This is a genomic window from Streptomyces sp. NPDC046215 (assembly GCF_040646215.1).
GTDB lineage: Bacteria > Actinomycetota > Actinomycetes > Streptomycetales > Streptomycetaceae > Streptomyces > Streptomyces stramineus.
In genome coordinates, this window is the sequence record NZ_JBEYZW010000011.1 from 53,902 (window position 1) to 69,361 (window position 15,460).

Here is a 15,460-nt window from a genome sequence, read left to right on the forward strand (position 1 = left end):
GCACCAGCGCTGTGACGCCATGCGCCGCGGCGGTCAGCCGACCGCGGCGTACGCGTCGTACTCCTCATCGCCGAGCGGCAGGATTCCCGCCCCCTGCTCGTATTCCGTACGGGCGGTCTCCAGGAGCCTGCGCCACGAGGTGACCGTGGGCCGCCGCCTGAGCAGCGCACGCCGCTCCCGCTCGGTCATCCCACCCCACACGCCGAACTCGACGCGGTTGTCCAACGCGTCGGCCAGGCACTCGGTGCGCACCGGGCATCCGGTGCAGACCGCCTTGGCCCTGTTCTGTGCTGCGCCCTGAACGAATAGTTCATCCGGATCGGTAGTGCGGCAGGCTGCCTGCGCACTCCAGTCGGTTACCCAGCCCATGCTGGCGCCGTCCTCTCCCGAATCGAGGCTCCCCCACGGCGGCAGCGGCATATTCACCGTTGCCAGTTGAGGACGTTACGGAAGGCAGGCAGGGGACAACAGCCCCTTCGGGCCCAATCTTGGATGGCCCGAACGGACTATGCGTACGCGGCAGATCACCCAACGGAGTGAGCTGGCGACATCACCGGCCATTCCCCTGATACCGGGGCAGATCACCCTTGCCTTGCGGGGCACCGAGTGACACAGACGGCAATACGGACACGTCTCATCACTCACAAGAGTGAAGACGGAGGTGATGCGGAACGGCATCGTAGTGACTGGCGTGAAACAGCGTAGGCGAACACACGGGCGTCTGTCCGCCGAATGAGAACGTAGGCTTCCCTTCATGGCTATGAAGCGCTCGGGCGAGGGTCATCACATGACCCGGCAGGCCGCGAAATTTCTGGGTGTCAGCGTGCTCTCCGGGGCGGTTCTGGCAGGTCTGGCCCTGCCTGCGGTAGGAGCCTTCGGCCTCGCGGCGAAGGGGTCCGTCGAGGGGTTCGACGAGATTCCGGCCAGCATGAAGACCCCGCCGCTCAGTCAGCGGACCACCATCCTCGACGCCAAGGGCGGCGAGATCGCGAAGGTGTACTCCCGTGACCGCACGGTCGTGCCGCTGAACGAGATCTCCCCCTATATGCAGCAGGCGATCGTCGCCATCGAGGACGCGCGCTTCTACGAGCACGGGGCCGTCGACCTCAAGGGCGTCCTCCGCGCGCTCAACAAGAACGCCCAGTCCGGCGGCGTCTCGGAAGGCGCTTCCACCCTCACCCAGCAGTACGTCAAGAACATCTTCGTCGAGGAGGCCGGTGACGACCCCGCCAAGGTCGCCGTGGCCACTCAGCAGACCCTCGGCCGCAAGGTCAAGGAGCTGAAGTACGCCATCCAGGTCGAGAAGGAACTGGGCAAGAAACGGATCCTCAACAACTACCTGAACATCACCTTCTTCGGGCAGCAGTCCTACGGCGTCGAGGCCGCCGCCCAGCGCTACTTCAGCAAGCGGGCCAAGGACCTCACCCTGGAGGAGTCCGCGCTGCTGGCCGGCATCGTCCAGTCGCCGAGCCGCTTCGACCCCGTCAACGCCCCCAAGGAAGCCACCAAGCGGCGCAACATGGTGCTCCAGCGGATGGCCGACCTGAAGAACATCACCCCGGCCGAGGCCACCGCCGCCCAGGCCAAGCCGCTCACCCTCAAGATCACCCGGCCGAAGAGCGGCTGCATCACCGCCGTCGACGGTGCGGGCTTCTTCTGCGACTACGTCCGCGAGACCTTCCTCCAGGACCCCGCCTTCGGCAAGACGAAGGAGGCGCGGGCCAAGCGCTGGAACGAGGGCGGCATGACGATCCGCACCACTCTGGACCCGCAGACCCAGAAGTCCGTACAGAAGTCGATCAGTGATCACGTCTACCAGAACGATTCTGTGGCCACTGCGGTATCGATCGTAGAGCCCGGAACAGGCAAAGTACTCGGTATGGGGCAGTCCCGCCCGTACGGCTTCGGTCCGAACCAGACGCAGATCAACCTCTCGGCCGACAAGGCACAGGGCGGTTCGAACTTCGGCTTCCAGGTGGGCTCGACGTTCAAGCCGATCGTGGCGGCGGCCGCGCTGGAGGAGGGCTACTCGGCGGGCAAGTCCTACTCCTCGCCGTACCGGATGGAGTACCCCAGCTCGATCAAGACGTGTGACGGCACGTGGAAGAACGGCGAGGGGGCGACCGTCGCCAACGAGAACAAGAGCGAGATCGGCCCGTACGGGATGCGGGAGGCGACCGCGAAGTCGGTCAACACCTACTTCATCCAGCTCGTCGAGGACATCGGCCTCTGCCCGGTGACGAAGATGGCCTCGAAGATGGGTCTGAAGCCGGCCGACGGCGGAAAGTTCGCCCAGGTGCCCGCCCTCACCCTCGGCGGCTCCGACGGCATGTCCCCGCTGAGCATGGCGGCCGCCTACGCGACCTTCGCCAACGGCGGTAAGTACTGCACCCCCGTCCTCATCTCCTCGGCCACCGGCCCGAACGGCAAGGGCATCACCGTCCCCAAGACGCAGTGCTCGCGGGCCATGTCCGAGCAGACCGCCAACACCGTCAACACCCTCCTCCAGGGCGTCGTCGAGGACGGCACGGGCAAGGAGGCCGGGCTGAGCGGCCGCGACAGCGCGGGCAAGACCGGTACGACCGACGAGCGCCGGGCCGCCTGGTTCGTGGGCTACACCCCGAACATGGCCGGCGCGGTCTGGGTCGGCGGCCCGGGCGACAAGGTCGAGATGGAGAACATCACCATCGGCGGCGTCTACCACGACAAGGTCTACGGAGCCGACACCCCCGGTCCGATCTGGCGTGACGCCATGTCCGGGGCGCTGGAGGACAAGCCGGCGCCGTCCTTCGACACCGTCGCGATCGGCGGTGGCGACCGGAACCGGGGCCGTGACAACGGCGACGACAGCGGCACGGGCAACGGCAAGCCCGGCAAGAACAAGCCCGGCGGCGGCAACGGCGGCAAGCACAACCCGCCCGGCTCCGGCCGCACCGGCGGCACCGGCGGTCGCTGATCAGCAGGAGTACCTGATACGCACAGGGGCGCCCGGACCATGATGGTCCGGGCGCCCCTGTGCGTGAGCCGTCCGCGGCCGGCCGCCTATCAGCCCGCGAGGAGCTTCTTCACCTGGGCGGCGACGCGGCCGCCCTCGGCGCGACCCGCGACCTTCGGGTTCACGATCTTCATGACCGCGCCCATGGCCCGCGGGCCCTCGGCGCCCGCGGCCCTGGCCTCCGCCACGGCGTCCGCGACGATCGCGGCGATCTCCTCGTCCGACAGCTGCTGTGGCAGGTACTCGGCGAGCACCTCGCCCTCGGCCCGCTCGCGCTCCGCCGACTCGGCGCGACCACCCTTGGCGAACGCGTCCGCCGCCTCGCGGCGCTTCTTCACCTCGCGCGTGATCACCTTCTGCACCTCGTCGTCGGAGAGCTCGCGGGAGGTCTTGCCCGCGGTCTCCTCGTAGGCGATCGCGGACAGGGTGAGGCGGAGCGTGGAGGAGCGCAGCTCGTCACGCGCCTTGATGGCGGTCGTGAGGTCGTCGTGGAGCTTGGACTTGAGCGTGGTCATGCCGCAATCTTCGCACCCGGCCACGGCATGCGCCCCGCATTAACGGCCGGTGCGGCGCCCGCGGGCCGCAACTCCCGCCCCCGGCCGCGCTGTCGGCCGCCACCGGAGTTGTCCACAGGCGCCGACCGCGGTGACCACGGCACCCGGAAGGTCTGCGACCATAGGTCCCATGCGCGCGCGATACGGAGTACCCCTGGGAATCACGGCAGTCGGCGCGGCCGGCCTCGCCTACGCGGCCGGCTTCGAGGTCCGCTCCTTCCGGCTGCGGCGGGTCAGCGTGCCCGTGCTGCCACCGGGGATGCGGCCGCTGCGGGTGCTGCAGGTGTCGGACATCCACATGGTCGGCGGGCAGCGCAAGAAGCAGCGCTGGCTGCAATCGCTGGCCGGGCTGCGCCCCGACTTCGTCATCAACACCGGCGACAACCTCTCCGACCCCGAGGGCGTGCCCGAGACGCTCGACGCCCTCGGCCCGCTGATGGAGTTCCCCGGCGCGTACGTCTTCGGCTCGAACGACTACTACGGGCCCAAGCTCCGCAACCCGGCCCGCTACCTGCTGGAGCGGGCCAGCGGCCGCCACGGCCTGAACGGCAACGCCCCGGCCGTCGGCGTGATCCACAACCCGTGGGAGGAGCTGCGCGACGGCTTCGACGCCGCGGGCTGGGCCAACCTCACCAACACCCGCGGCAACCTCAAGATCGACGGCTATGACATCGCGCTGACCGGCCTGGACGACCCGCACATCAAGCGTGACCGGTACGCGGAGGTGGCCGGCGGCCCCGAGGAGGCGGCCGACTTCTCGATGGCCGTCGTGCACGCCCCGTACCTGCGGGTGCTCGACGCCTTCACCGCCGACCGCTACCCCTTGATCCTCGCGGGCCACACCCACGGCGGGCAGCTCTGCATCCCCTTCTACGGCGCGCTCGTCACCAACTGCGACATCGACGCCGAGCGGGTCAAGGGCCTCTCCAGCCACCGCGCCGGGGGGCAGCGCTCGTACCTCCACGTCTCGGCGGGCTGCGGCACCAACCGCTACACCCCGGTCCGCTTCGCCTGCCCGCCGGAGGCGACGCTGCTCACCCTCACCGCACGCGACCGCGACTGACCCGCTCCGGGGGCCACGGGCCCCCACCTGCGGCCCCCGGGAATCGGATTTCGTCTCCCGGCTCCGGTCCGCTAAAGTAGAGCTCGTTGCACCGGGGATCTACGAGAGTGGAATCCCGAGGCGGCGGATCGGGGTGTAGCGCAGCTTGGCAGCGCGCTTCGTTCGGGACGAAGAGGTCGTGGGTTCAAATCCCGCCACCCCGACACTGGTCAGAAGGCCCATTCGCATCACGCGAATGGGCCTTCTGCGTGTCCGGGATCCGACGGGCCCGCGAGTCCTCCTCTACCGCCGCGTGCCGTCGGCGCACAGGGCACGGTCGACGAGGCCCCGGGTGGCCTTGTTGAAGGGGCCCAGATCGGGGGTGCCGCCCGCGCTGGTGATCGACACGACCACCGACCGGGTGCCGTCCGGGGTGACGCCGGTGCGGGTGTACGAGCCGAATCCGTCGCCCTCGTGGTGCCAGTAGCCGCCGCCGCAGGACAGGGGCACCCAGCGGATACCGAGGCCGTAGCCGCCCTGCGGCCATTCCGCGAGGTCGTCGGTGTCGCCCGTGCGGGCCACCGTGCGCTGCATCTCCTTCAGTTGGGCCTTCGGGAGCAGCTTGCCGGTGATCAGGGCGCGGAAGAAGGTGTTGAGGTCCGCGGTGGTGCTCACGACGGCCGAGTCGGCGGTGTGCTGGAGCGTGTGCTCGGTCACATCCAGCCGGCCGCCGCCGGGGGTGCGCAGGAAGACGGTGGCGTGGGGGCCGGGCAGGAACGGGTCGGCGCCGGTGACGTAGGTGCTCCGTAGGCCAAGCGGGGCGACGATGCGGTGTTCGACCTGTTCCCGCCAGGGGAGGCCGCCCGCCTTCTCGATGATCATTCCGGCGAGAAGGTAGTTGGTGTTGGAGTAGGCCCAGCGGGGCCGGTGGCGGTCGGGGGTGAAGTGGGGCCGGTGGCGCATGGCGGTCCTGACCCACTCGTGGGCCGGGGTGGTGTCGTAGCGGTGCTTCTCGAAGTTCTCGGCGAGGGCCCGGGCGAGCTCGGGGTCGTCCACGTAGTCGAACAGTCCGCTGGTCTGCTGGAGCAGGTCCCGGACAGTGATTCTGGTGCCGTCGTTGCCGTTGCCCGAGACGACGCCGGGCAGCCACTTCTCCACGGTGTCCTCCAGGGACAGCCTGCCTTCGGCGGCGAGCTGGAGCGCGACGGCGGAGGTGAAGGTCTTGGTGGTGCTCGCCGCCCGGAAGCGCGCGTCCCACGGCACCTGTCCCCCGGCCGTGGACCGGGCGCGGAGCGTGCCGCGGCCGGTGTCCACCTCGGCGAGGACGTTGACGTCGCCGCCGGCCTTCCTGACCTCGTGCACATCCGCTTCGAGCGCGCTGCGGCCGTAGCGCCCGCGGTCACCGGTGTCGGTGGCGCTCACCTGCGGGGCCGCCGCGATCCCGGCCACCACCGTGGCCACGACCAGGCCCGCCCTCGCCCAACGGCCCGTCCGCCTGTACCCGCGCATCGCCCGTCCTCACTTCCCCGGCCCCGTGCGGGCCGCCGGTGACAAGCCAATCAACGGGGTGGTGGGGCTGACCATGGTGAAAACTCCCCGGTCCACGGTGTCCGAGGTGCGGGTTACCGTTCGCGTGCACCTGGGCACCCTGTGTTTCATGAGTGATGTGTGGGAGCGGACGCCGGTGACCCCCGGGGGCCGCCTCGGGCCGGCGGCGCAGCATCCCGGGCGGTGTGACGGCCGGTACCTGGAGCGGCGGGACGCGCTGGTCAGGCTGGCCCGCGGGCACCGGGTGGGCGATCCGTCGCCGGACGTCGCGTACACCGAGGAGGAGCACGCGACGTGGCGCACGGTCCATACCGCGCTGGTCGTCGCACACCGTGAGCACGCCTGCCGCGCCGTTCAGGAGGCCGCGGAGGAGGCGCCCGTTCCGGCGGATCACGTGCCTCAGCACGCGGAGGTCGGGGCCCGCCTGAAGCCGCTGACGGGGTTCGAGTTCACGCTCGCCGGTGGTTTCGTGGAGAACCGGCGGTTCCTCGGTTCGATGGAGCGCGGGTACTTCCACGCCGTGCAGTTCGTCCGCCACCCCGCCATACCGCTGTACACGCCCGAACCGGATGTGATCCACGACGTGTTCGGGCACGGCATTCACCTGGCGTCGCCCCGCTTCGGCGATCTCTACCGGATGTTCGGCCGGACCGCCGTGCGGCTGCGCACCCAGGAGGCACTGGACATGCTGAGCCGGGTGTACTGGTTCACCCTCGAATTCGGGGTGATGCACGAGGACGGGGCGGTCAAGGCTTACGGTGCCGCACTGCTCTCGTCCTACGGCGAGCTCGGGCGCTTGGCCGCGTGCGAGGTCCGCGCGCTGGACGTGCGGGACATGACCGGGACGCCGTACCGGGTGTCGGGCTATCAGCCGGTGCTGTTCGGCGCGCGGTCCATGAGCCACCTCACCGACACCCTTGCCGGGTTCCTGGAGAAGTTCGACGACGAGACCGGCGTCCGGCTGGCGGCCTCCGCGAGGCCCGTCGACCGGTCCTAGCCGGGCCTCGCCGCCCGCCGATCGGAAGGACGCAACGACATGCTGCTGGAGAACAAGGTCGCGGTGGTCTACGGGGCGGGCGGGCGGATCGGCAGCGCCGTGGCCCGCGCCTTCGCCCGCGAGGGCGCCCGGGTCTTCCTGGCCGGCCGGACGCAGTTCGCGCTGGACGAGGTCGCCGACCTGATCCGCTCGGCCGGTGGCGCGGCGGAGACCGAGCGCGTCGACGCGCTGGACGAGGGGGAGGTCCGCGCGTTCGTCGACGGAGTGGCCGAGCGGGCCGGGCGTCTCGACATCTCCTTCAACCTGATCTCGTACGGAGACGTCCAGAAGCCGCTGACCGACATCTCGGTCGACGACTTCACCCAGCCGGTCACGACCGCGATGCGGTCCCAGTTCCTGACCACGAGTGCCGCGGCCCCGCACATGATCCGGAGCGGCTCCGGGGTGATCCTGGCGTTCGGCGGGTCGAGCACGGACACGCTGCCGGGCCTGGGGGGCTTCAAGGTGGCCCTGGACGCCGTCGAGGGGCTGCGCCGGCAGTGGGCGTGCGAGCTCGGTCAACACGGCGTCCGCTTCGTCACCCTGAAGACGGGCGGTGTGCCGGAGACTCTGCCCGAGGGGTTCGCGGGGCGCGAGGAGATCGTGGCGTCGCTGGAGGCGGCGGCGCTGCTGAACCGGACGGCGACCCTGGCGGACGTCGGGGACGTGGCGGCCTTCGTGGCGTCGGACCGGGCGCGGACGATGACCGGGGCCACCGTGAACATCTCCTGCGGAGCGATCATGGACTACTGAGTCGGCGCCCCCTGAAAGGGCAGCATGGAGCGCGGAACCACGGATTCGGATCCACGGACTCCGGAAGTTATCCACAGGCTGTGGTCCCCGTCGGCACGATGTCGGTGCGGCGACGCAGAATGGGGCCATGACTGAGAGCAACGGGTCCGGGCCGGGCGACGGGACCACACGAAGCGCGCAGGCCGCGGCGACGGCCATGCCGGACTGGGAAAAGAGGTTCCGGGCGCCGCGGGTCGGGCTGCCCAAGTGGGCGGAGGACGCCCCCGACCGCTCACTGTTCGTATCGAACGTGACGGGCACCTACGAGCTCTACGCGTGGGACCGGGCGACGGGCGAGCAGCGCCAGGCGACCGACCGGCCGAACGGCACGACGGGCGGGGTGCTGTCGCCGGACGGCGAGTGGATCTGGTGGTTCTCCGACACCGACGGGGACGAGTTCGGCGTCTGGATGCGGCAGCCCTTCCACGGCGGGGCGGACGAGCCGGCGACGCCCGGTCTCGATCCCTCCTACCCGGGCGGCCTCGCCCTGGGCAGGGACGGGACGGCGGTCGTCGGCCGGTCCACGGACAAGGGCGGCTCGACGGTCCACGTCGCCCGGCCCGGGGCGGAGCCCGTGGAGATCTACCGCCATGAGGAGTCCGCCGGGGTCGGTGACCTCTCCCGCGACGGAACCCTGATCGCCATCGAGCACACCGAGCACGGCGACGCGATGCACTCGGCGATCCGGATCGTCACGACGGACGGCACCACCGTCGCCGAGCTGGACGACACCCGGGGCGGCGCCGAGGAGCTGGGCCTGGCCGTCATGGGCTTCGCGCCCGTGGCCGGAGACTCCCGGCTGCTCGTCGGGCACCAGCGGCGCGGCCGCTGGGAGCCGATGCTGTGGGACGCGGCGACGGGCGAGGAGACGCAGCTCGCGCTCGACCTGCCCGGCGATCTGGACGCTGACTGGTATCCGGACGGGTCCGCGCTGCTGATCGAGCACAGCCACCACGCCCGCAGCGAGCTGTGGCGGTACGACCTGGCGGACGGCCGGCTGACCCGCCTCGACACCCCGCGGGGCACGGTGTCCGCCGCGCTGCCGCGCCCGGACGGGACGGTGGAGTTCCTGTGGTCCTCGGCCGCGAAGCCGCCGGGCGTGCGGTCCACGGGCGGGCAGGTCGTCCTGGAACCGCCGTCGCTGCCGGGCGGCATCGGCAGGGCACCCGAGTCGGTGCCGGTCACCGACGCCTGGGTGGAGGGGCCCGGCGGCACAGTGCACGCCCTGGTGCAGAAGCCGGCGGGCGAGGGGCCCTTCCCGACGGTCTTCGACATCCACGGCGGGCCGACGTGGCACGACAGCGACGAGTTCGCTGGCGGCCCCGCGGCCTGGGTCGACCACGGCTACGCGGTCGTGCGGGTCAACTACCGGGGCTCTACGGGCTACGGCCGGGCGTGGACGGACGCGCTCAAGCACCGCGTGGGGCTGATCGAGCTGGAGGACATCGCGGCCGTCCGGGAGTGGGCGGTCGCCTCGGGGCTCGCCGACCCGGAGCAGCTGGTGCTGTCGGGCGGCTCCTGGGGCGGGTACCTGACGCTGCTGGGCCTGGGCGTGGAGCCCGACGCCTGGGCGCTGGGCCTGGCGGCCGTGCCCGTCGCCGACTACGTGACGGCCTATCACGACGAGATGGAGGCGCTGAAGGCCCTGGACCGCACCCTGCTGGGCGGTACCCCGGAGGAGGTGCCGGAGCGCTTCGCGGCCTCGTCACCGCTGACGTACGTCGACGCGGTCCGTGCGCCGGTCTACATCTCGGCGGGGATGAACGACCCGCGCTGCCCGATCCGCCAGATCGAGAACTACGTCGAGCGGCTGGCGGAGCGCGGCCACCCGCTGGAGGTCTACCGCTACGACGCGGGGCACGGCTCGCTGGTGGTGGAGGAGCGGGTCAGGCAGCTCCGGCTGGAGATCGCTTTTGCGGAGCGTCATCTGGGCCGTCGGGGCGGTCCGGACCGGCTGAGCGGTCAGGACCGGCCGGCCGGGCCGGACCACCGGGACCTTCCGGGCCTGCCGGGTCTTGCGGACCACCGGATCCACCAGAGCCCGCCGGACCGGCCGGCTGATCGGGGGTGAGGCCCAGGGCCAGGTCACGGGCGGCCTCGACCTCACGGCGGAAGAGCCGGACCCACATGAAGACGACGAAGCCCGCGAAGACGAACCACTCGCCGGTGTAGCCGAGGTTCTGGAACGCCTTCAGGTCCAAGCCGCTGTTGGGGGGAGCGGCCGCCGGCACCGGCGTGAGGTCGCCCTCCGCTTCGGTGGCGGTGATCCACGCGTCGTACATCTCGTACGGCACGATGTTCACCAGCGACGCCGCGCTGATGACGCCGAGCTGTCCCTGGGGCACGCCGCCGCTGGTGTGCACGCCCTTGGAGCCCGGGCTCTCCGATGCCTGGAGGGCTCCGGTCACGGAGACGTGGCCGGTCGGCGGGGCGGGGATCCTGGCGGTGTCGGCCTTGGAGTTCGCGTCGCCGGGCAGCCAGCCGCGCACGACGGGCAGGGCCTTGCCGCCGTCGGTCCGCAGCAGGATCAGGACGTAGAAGCCCTGGCGCTCGCCGAGGGCCCGGTCCGGGACGAGCAGCTGGTGGCCGGTGTCGTAGCGTCCGGTCGCCACGGCGCGGCGGCCGGAGGTCTCGGTGCTCACCGGCAGCAGCTCGCGCAACGGTTCCGCGGCGGCCGCCTTGGCGTCGTCGGCCTGCGCCTGGAGCTCATGGTGCGAGTCGACGCGTGTTTCGAAACGGCCGAGCTGCCAGCTGCCCATGAACAGGCACACCGGGATGGACAACACGGCGAAGACGTTGATCCCCCACCAGCGGGGAGTCCGCAGGAACCGATACACACCCCCACGGTACGGGCACCTCCTCCCCCGTCGGCCACCGGGCCGCGGCTCGAAGAGAGGTCGCCGGCGGCGGTCGAGGGTCAGGAGGCGGGGGCGACGACCGGGCCCGTGCGGTAGACGGTGCCGGCGCAGGCGTCGTCGATCTTCGTGTCGGCGACGGCGGGCTCGCCGACGTCCGGGGTGTGGCTGACGACGACGCTCGGCGGCTGCGGCGGCGGGGAGCCCTCGACGGGGCGGGGGGACTGCTCGGCCTTGGTCGTGGCGGGCGCGGCCGCGGCACTGCCGTCCGGGGTCGGGCTGGGGGCGACGGTGTTCTTGGGGCAGCCGTTGCGCTCGCCGTCGGACGCGGGGATCCAGGCGAACTTCACCTCGTAGGCCTGGCCGGGCTGGAGGATCACATCGCCGGGCTCGGTGGTGGGGCTGGGCAGCCCGGTGGCGGCGTCGCCCTGGGTGTGGTCCACGACGGAGACCCGGGTGTTGTCGGCGCTGCCGCGCGCGCTGACGGCGACCGTCCCCGGCCCGGCGACCGTGCAGACGGTGCGGGAGACGTTGACGACGCGGAAGGCGCCGTAGACCTTGCCGTCCTTGTCGGCCGCGCGGACGCTGCCCGTGCCGTTGCCGAGCTGGTCGCGGTCGCAGGTGGGCGAGACGGGGGCGAAGGTGCTGGTGGGGTCGGGGGCGCTGCCGGCCGGTGCGCCGGAGGGCTTGGGTTCGTTGGCCTTGCGGCCCTCCTCCTTGCGGTCCTCGGCCTTCTCCTCCCGGCGGTCCTTCGTCTTCTCCTCGGGCCGCACGTCCTCGTCGGGCCCGCTCTCGTCCCCGGGGCCGGTGTCCTTCTCCTCGGTGCGCTGGCTGCTGGCGGCGTTGGCGGCCCGCTCGTCAGCCGCGTCCCCGGTGGTGGCGACGTGCAGGACGGCGGGCAGGGCCGTGCCTCCGAGGATCACGGCGGCGGCCACGCCCACGACGGCCTGCCTGCGGCGGGCGCGGCGCGCCGGGACGGCACGCCGCAAGTGCTCCAAGGCGTCGGTGGCCGGCTCGAGCTCGCCGACGGCGCCCTGGAGCAGCTGCCGCAGGGCTTCCTCGTCGAAGGAGGGCGGCCCGCCGGCGGACGGGCGCCCCTCACGGGAGGGACGGGCGGGGCCGGAGGAGCACGAGGGCATGCCGGAGCCGGCGGAACCGGCACCACCGGCGGACGGCCCGTCGGCGGAGGTACGGCCATCGGCGGAAGTACGGCCGCCGGCGGGGAAGGGGCCGGGGCCGTCGGGGTGCTCGTGGCTCATGCCGGGGCCTCCATGGCGATACGGAGGGCGGCTATGCCCCGGGATCCGTATGCCTTGACGGACCCGAGCGAGAGGCCCAGGGTCTCGGCGACCTGGGCCTCGGTCATGTCGGCGAAGTAGCGGAGGACGAGGACCTCACGCTGGCGGCGCTGCAGTCCGCGCATCGCAGTGATCAATTGGTCGCGCTCCAGCTGTTCGTACGCGCCCTCCTCGGCGCTCGCCATGTCGGGCATCGGCTTGGAGAGAAGCTTCAGCCCGAGGATGCGGCGGCGGAGCGCGGAACGGGACAAGTTGACGACAGTCTGCCTCAAATAGGCGAGGGTCTTCTCCGGCTCCCGGACCCGGTTGCGTGCGGAATGCACCCGTATGAACGCTTCCTGCACCACATCCTCGCAGGAGGCCGTGTCGTCGAGGAGCAGCGCGGCGAGGCCGAGCAGCGACCGGTAGTGGGCGCGGTAGGTCTCGGTGAGGTGGTCGACTGTGGTGCCCGCTGCCATTGCCTCCTCAGCGTCCCCACGCTGCGGGGGGAGCTGGGAGGCGGGACGGGTGGTCGGCCAGGGAGCGATCACCGGCATGCCGCCCGCCGTGCGGGCCCGTGGACGCACTGCGCTGCTGCCACGCCGCGGGGCGGTTGCGATGCTGATGACCTCTGCCACGCCTGTTGGACACGCTTCCCCCCGTCAGGGTTGTACGCGGGGGGCACCCCGTTTGACGATGCGCCGCGTGACGGTGCGTCATATGCCCTCATGCGTACCAGCTCTTCCTCAATGCCCCGGTTTTGGCACCGCTCGCGAGAGACGGCGACAAAGACGCTCCCCGCCCGGCTGCCGGTTGCAGGGGACGGGGAGTGAAATAGTCGATCACACCGTCTGCCCAGCTCAAGAGGTCTGGACCAACGACTTGATCACAGGACCTCCACGATTCCCCCAGATTAGGGAGTGGTCAGCTCCGCCGCCACGAATTCAGCGATCTGGGCGATGTTGAGGGCCGCACCCTTGCGCAGATTGTCACCGCACACGAAGAGTTCGAGCGCGGTGGGGTCGTCCATCGAGCGCCGCACCCGCCCCACCCAGGTCGGGTCGGTGCCCACCGCGTCGGCGGGTGTGGGGAATTCTCCGGCGGCGGGATTGTCGACGAGCACGACGCCCGGCGCGTTGGCCAGGATCTCGTGGGCCTGCGCCACCGTCACCTCGTTCTCGAACCGCGCGTGCACGGTCACCGAATGCGTGGTGACGACGGGCACGCGCACACAGGTCGCGGCGACCCTGAGCTCCGGCAGCCCCAGGATCTTGCGGGACTCCTCGCGGACCGTCAGCTCCGCGGAGGACCAGCCGTCCTCCCGCAGCGCACCCGCCCACGGCACCACGTTCAGCGCCAGCGGCGCCGGGAACGGCCCGGTGCCGTCGCCGACCGCCCGTCGCACGTCACCGGGCTGCCCGCCCAGCTCCGTACCGGCCACGGCGGCGAGCTGCGCCCGGAGGGTGTCGACGCCGGCCCGGCCCGCGCCCGACGCCGCCTGGTACGAGGAGACGATCAGCTCGCTGAGCCCGAACTCCGCGTGCAGCGCGCCCACCGCGACGATCATCGACAGGGTGGTGCAGTCGGGGTTGGCGATGACGCCCCGCGGCCGCACCCGCGCCGCGTGCGCGTTGATCTCGGGGACCACGAGTGGAACATCCGGATCCATCCGGAAGACGGCCGAGTTGTCCACCACGACCGCGCCCTTGGCGACCGCGATGGGTGCCCAGCGGGCGGAGATCTCGTCCGGCACGTCGAACATCGCGACGTCGACGCCCTCGAACACGTCCTCGCTCAGCGCGAGGACCTCGGTCTCCGCGCCCCGGACGGCTCGCTTCCGGCCGGCCGAGCGGGCGGACGCCACGAGGCGGATCTCGCCCCAGACGTCCTCCCGCTGGGAAAGGATCTCCAGCAGTACCGTTCCGACGACGCCCGTGGCGCCGACGACGGCGAGGGTCGGCCTGCGGCCCGCCGTCTCCGCCGGGGCGGCGGACGTACGGGCCGCACAGCCTTCGGTCATCGCCCGGTGCCGCCGTAGACGACAGCCTCGTCGCTCTCGCTGTCCAGGCCGAAGGCGGTGTGTACCGCCCGGACGGCCTCGTTCACATCGTCGGCGCGCGTGACCACCGAGATGCGGATCTCGGAGGTCGAGATGAGCTCGATGTTCACCCCCGCGTTCGACAGGGCCTCGAAGAACGACGCCGTGACGCCCGGGTTGGTCTTCATGCCCGCGCCGACCAGGGAGATCTTCGCGATCTGGTCGTCGTAGCGCAGCGAGTCGAAGCCGACGCCCGTGCGCGTCCGCTCCAGCGCCTCGATGGCCTTGCGGCCCTCGGTCTTCGGGAGCGTGAAGGAGATGTCCGTCAGCCCCGTGGAGGCCGCCGAGACGTTCTGCACGATCATGTCGATGTTGATCTGCGCGTCCGAGATGGCCCGGAAGATCGTCGCGGCCTCGCCCGGCTTGTCGGGCACCCCGACGACCGTGACCTTGGCCTCGGACGTGTCGTGGGCAACCCCCGAAATGATCGCCTGCTCCATCGGCTGGTCCCCTCGCGGTTCGTTGCTGACCCAGGTGCCCTGGAGCCCGGAGAAGGACGAGCGCACGTGGATCGGGATGTTGTAACGGCGTGCGTATTCGACACAGCGGTGCAGCAGCACCTTGGAGCCGGAGCTCGCCAGCTCCAGCATGTCCTCGAACGAGATCCAATCGATCTTGCGGGCCTTCTTCACGACCCGCGGGTCGGCGGTGAACACCCCGTCGACATCGGTGTAGATCTCGCACACCTCGGCGTTCAGCGCGGCGGCCAGTGCGACGGCGGTCGTGTCGCTGCCGCCCCGCCCCAGGGTGGTGATGTCCTTCTTGTCCTGGGACACACCCTGGAAACCGGCCACGATCGCGATGTTGCCCGCGTCGACGGACTGCTGGATCCGGCCCGGCGTGACATCGATGATGCGCGCTTTGTTGTGGACCGAGTCGGTGATGACTCCGGCCTGGCTGCCGGTGAACGACTGTGCCTCGTGCCCGAGGTTTTTGATCGCCATCGCCAGCAGCGCCATGGAGATCCGCTCTCCGGCGGTCAGCAGCATGTCGAACTCGCGCCCGGCAGGGATCGGCGAAACCTGCCCGGCGAGGTCGATCAACTCGTCCGTCGTGTCGCCCATCGCGGAAACCACGACGACCACACGGTGGCCGTTCTTCTTGGCTTCCACGATTCGCTTGGCAACCCGCTTGATGCCTTCGGCATCGGCAACGGAGGAGCCTCCGTACTTCTGCACGACAAGGCCCACGTGCGCTCCTCGCAACTATGTGTAATGCGGTCGACTCAGTCTAACGAGCGGCCGGAATCAGCCATGCCGATAC

The 15,460-nt window shown here is 71.0% G+C and carries 12 protein-coding genes, 1 tRNA gene and 1 pseudogene; 6 read left to right on the forward strand and 8 right to left on the reverse strand.

What is annotated here, in order from left to right:
* Nucleotides 1-33: 33 nt before the first annotated feature.
* The gene (locus ABZ951_RS07410) at nucleotides 34-369 is read right to left on the reverse strand and encodes a WhiB family transcriptional regulator (RefSeq protein ID WP_344089467.1); all 336 of its coding nucleotides are present in this window, start codon (nucleotides 367-369) and stop codon (nucleotides 34-36) included.
* 385 nt (nucleotides 370-754) lie between these two features.
* On the opposite strand from ABZ951_RS07410, the gene ABZ951_RS07415 reads away from it, so the two are divergent.
* Nucleotides 755-2,956 (forward strand): transglycosylase domain-containing protein, encoded by a 2,202-nt coding sequence (locus ABZ951_RS07415; protein WP_344089420.1) that lies wholly within the window; start codon nucleotides 755-757, stop codon nucleotides 2,954-2,956.
* 89 nt (nucleotides 2,957-3,045) lie between these two features.
* On the opposite strand, the gene ABZ951_RS07420 is transcribed toward ABZ951_RS07415, so the two are convergent.
* Entirely contained in the window at nucleotides 3,046-3,510 is a 465-nt protein-coding gene (locus ABZ951_RS07420) for a GatB/YqeY domain-containing protein (protein WP_344089419.1), read from the reverse strand.
* 169 nt (nucleotides 3,511-3,679) lie between these two features.
* Between ABZ951_RS07420 and ABZ951_RS07425 the strand changes: the two genes are divergently transcribed.
* Entirely contained in the window at nucleotides 3,680-4,612 is a 933-nt protein-coding gene (locus ABZ951_RS07425) for a metallophosphoesterase (RefSeq protein WP_344089418.1), read from the forward strand.
* A 129-nt stretch (nucleotides 4,613-4,741) separates the two neighbouring features.
* Nucleotides 4,742-4,815, forward strand: a tRNA-Pro gene (locus ABZ951_RS07430).
* 79 nt (nucleotides 4,816-4,894) lie between these two features.
* On the opposite strand, the gene ABZ951_RS07435 is transcribed toward ABZ951_RS07430, so the two are convergent.
* Nucleotides 4,895-6,100: a serine hydrolase domain-containing protein gene (locus tag ABZ951_RS07435; protein WP_344089417.1), complete on the reverse strand. Its 1,206-nt coding sequence runs from the start codon at nucleotides 6,098-6,100 to the stop codon at nucleotides 4,895-4,897.
* Between the two features lie 148 nt (nucleotides 6,101-6,248).
* Here ABZ951_RS07435 and ABZ951_RS07440 point away from each other — a divergent pair, with 148 nt between their 5' ends.
* The 3 genes from ABZ951_RS07440 to ABZ951_RS07450 all read left to right on the forward strand — a co-directional run bounded on the left by ABZ951_RS07440 (nucleotide 6,249) and on the right by ABZ951_RS07450 (nucleotide 10,038).
* Nucleotides 6,249-7,136: a phenylalanine 4-monooxygenase gene (locus ABZ951_RS07440; protein WP_344089416.1), complete on the forward strand. Its 888-nt coding sequence runs from the start codon at nucleotides 6,249-6,251 to the stop codon at nucleotides 7,134-7,136.
* A 39-nt stretch (nucleotides 7,137-7,175) separates the two neighbouring features.
* Nucleotides 7,176-7,928 (forward strand): SDR family oxidoreductase, encoded by a 753-nt coding sequence (locus ABZ951_RS07445; protein ID WP_344089415.1) that lies wholly within the window; start codon nucleotides 7,176-7,178, stop codon nucleotides 7,926-7,928.
* 196 nt (nucleotides 7,929-8,124) lie between these two features.
* Nucleotides 8,125-10,038 carry a prolyl oligopeptidase family serine peptidase gene (locus tag ABZ951_RS07450; protein WP_344089466.1) on the forward strand — a complete coding sequence of 638 codons (1,914 nt, stop codon included), beginning with the start codon at nucleotides 8,125-8,127 and terminating at the stop codon, nucleotides 10,036-10,038.
* On the opposite strand, the pseudogene ABZ951_RS07455 reads toward ABZ951_RS07450, so the two are convergent.
* From ABZ951_RS07455 to ABZ951_RS07475, 5 genes and pseudogenes are all read right to left on the reverse strand, one after another.
* A pseudogene (locus tag ABZ951_RS07455) lies at nucleotides 10,025-10,804 on the reverse strand (SURF1 family protein); the annotation flags it as partial. The gene ABZ951_RS07450 and the pseudogene ABZ951_RS07455 sit on opposite strands and share 14 nt — an antisense overlap.
* Nucleotides 10,805-10,884: 80 nt before the next feature.
* Nucleotides 10,885-12,081 carry a hypothetical protein gene (locus ABZ951_RS07460; RefSeq protein ID WP_344089414.1) on the reverse strand — a complete coding sequence of 399 codons (1,197 nt, stop codon included), beginning with the start codon at nucleotides 12,079-12,081 and terminating at the stop codon, nucleotides 10,885-10,887.
* Nucleotides 12,078-12,737: a SigE family RNA polymerase sigma factor gene (locus tag ABZ951_RS07465; protein ID WP_344089413.1), complete on the reverse strand. Its 660-nt coding sequence runs from the start codon at nucleotides 12,735-12,737 to the stop codon at nucleotides 12,078-12,080. Before ABZ951_RS07465 ends, ABZ951_RS07460 begins: the two co-directional genes overlap by 4 nt.
* Before the next feature lie 275 nt (nucleotides 12,738-13,012).
* Nucleotides 13,013-14,119: an aspartate-semialdehyde dehydrogenase gene (locus ABZ951_RS07470; protein ID WP_344089412.1), complete on the reverse strand. Its 1,107-nt coding sequence runs from the start codon at nucleotides 14,117-14,119 to the stop codon at nucleotides 13,013-13,015.
* The gene (locus ABZ951_RS07475; protein WP_344089411.1) at nucleotides 14,116-15,387 is read right to left on the reverse strand and encodes an aspartate kinase; all 1,272 of its coding nucleotides are present in this window, start codon (nucleotides 15,385-15,387) and stop codon (nucleotides 14,116-14,118) included. The genes ABZ951_RS07470 and ABZ951_RS07475 overlap by 4 nt, the downstream gene beginning before the upstream one ends.
* Nucleotides 15,388-15,460 lie beyond the last annotated feature (73 nt).